Source organism: Mesorhizobium sp. M2A.F.Ca.ET.037.01.1.1, assembly GCF_003998075.1.
Classification (GTDB): Bacteria; Pseudomonadota; Alphaproteobacteria; order Rhizobiales; family Rhizobiaceae; genus Mesorhizobium.
Genome location: NZ_RZSA01001248.1, coordinates 1 through 1,637 on the forward strand (window position 1 = coordinate 1; position 1,637 = coordinate 1,637).

General features: G+C 64.2%; 2 protein-coding genes and 1 pseudogene. All 3 read right to left on the reverse strand.

Annotated features, from left to right (window positions below; translation table 11 throughout):
- A pseudogene (locus EOA27_RS35600) lies at nt 1–255 on the reverse strand (ABC transporter substrate-binding protein); the annotation flags it as partial.
- A gap of 80 nt (nt 256–335) precedes the next feature.
- The gene (locus EOA27_RS35605; protein WP_126081230.1) at nt 336–1,184 is read right to left on the reverse strand and encodes an ABC transporter permease; all 849 of its coding nucleotides are present in this window, start codon (nt 1,182–1,184) and stop codon (nt 336–338) included.
- Nucleotides 1,181–1,637, reverse strand: a 457-nt coding sequence (locus tag EOA27_RS35610) for an ATP-binding cassette domain-containing protein (protein WP_145970802.1), incomplete at its 5' end; no start/stop codon positions are given. The genes EOA27_RS35610 and EOA27_RS35605, both read right to left, overlap by 4 nt.

The window sequence follows — 1,637 nt, forward strand, 5'->3', positions numbered from 1 at the left end:
GCCGGGCTGCATGTCGGTGGCGAGGTCGCCGAAATAGCCGGCCTTCTTCGCCGACCAGTAGGGATAGTCGTCAAGCACTTCGAGCGTGCCGCGCGGCGAGATCCAGGTGAATTTCTCATAGGCCGCCGCCCTGGCCCTCAGGCCGGATGCGCCGAGCGCGGTGGCGGTCACGACGCCGGCCGCCGTCACCTGCAGGAAGTAGCGGCGGCTGATGCCGGCCGGGACGCTGGAATGGATCGGATTGTCGTTGGTCATGGCATTCCCCTTTGTTGATTGCCCTTATTGATCGCTTGCCTTGCCTTCGCCCGCCTCCCGGGCGTGATTTTGCCTGTTGGTCAGGTCTCCCAGCTCGCCCACTTCTTGCCGATCAGGAAGAACAGCACGTAGATCAGGATGCCGAGCGTCGAGAGGATCAACACCACGGCGAAGAATTGCGGCATCTGGATCATCGACGAATAGGAAGTCAGCCGGTTGCCGAGGCCGAAGCCGCCGCCGACCATCTCGGCGCCGACGGCGGTGAGCAGGCCGAAGATCGCGCCGATCATCAGCCCGACCAAGATCATCGGCAGCGCCATCGGCGCGCGGATCTTCCAGAAGATCTGCAGCGTGCTTGCGCCATAGGAGCGGGCCAAGGCGATCTTGGCGCTGTCGACACGGCGGAAGCCGGTCGCTGCGTTGATCATCACCATCGGGCCGGCGGCCAGAGCGACCGCGATGATGCGCGGCGTGTAGCCGAAGCCGAAGCGCAGGATGAGCAAAGGCACCAGCGCCAGCATCGGCGTGGTGACCAGGATCAGGATGTAAGGCGCGACGATCTTCTCGGCGAAGGGAAACTGCGTGATCACCGCCGCCATCACCAGGCCGACGATGGCGCCGATGGCGAAGCCTGAGACAAGCTCGACCAGCGTGTAGCCGAGATGCGGCGCGATCAGCGGGAACTCGTCGAACAGCGCGTAAACGATCGAGCTCGGCGGCGGCATGATATATTGCGGCACGTGGAAGAGGCGTAGCGCCAGCTCAATGCCGCCGATGATGACCACCGCCACGGCAAGGATCGCCGCCACCTCGGCTCCGGACTTGATGCCGGGACCGCTGGCGAAGGCCGAAAGATTGGTCAGGCTGACGTCCTGCCCGTCTCCGGATTTGGCCTTCGAGAATTCCGGAATGGCGTCGCCTCCGCTCACGGCCTGATCCTCACGATTTCAGCGCTCTTGTGCTCCGGCTGTTCCTGGGCCTGCGGCCTACGCTCGCCGACGATGTCCATCTTGATGCGGTTGGTGAGGTCGAAGACCTCCTTCGTCGCCATGATCTCCAGCGAACGCGGGCGCGCGAACGGCACGTCGTAGATCTTGGCGACGCGGCCGGGTCGCGTGGTCAGCACCACGACGCGATCGGAGAGGAAGATAGCTTCCTCGATGCTGTGGGTGATGAAGACGATGGTGGTCTTGGTGTCGAGCCAGATCTCCTCGACAAGGCGGTTCATCTCCTCGCGGGTAAAACTGTCGAGAGCGCCGAAGGGTTCGTCCATCAAAAGCACGGAAGGCTTCAGCGCCAGCGCGCGCACGATCGCGGCGCGCTGCTGCATGCCGCCGGAAAGCTCGCGCGGGAATTTGCCGCCGAGCCATCCAGCCCGACGC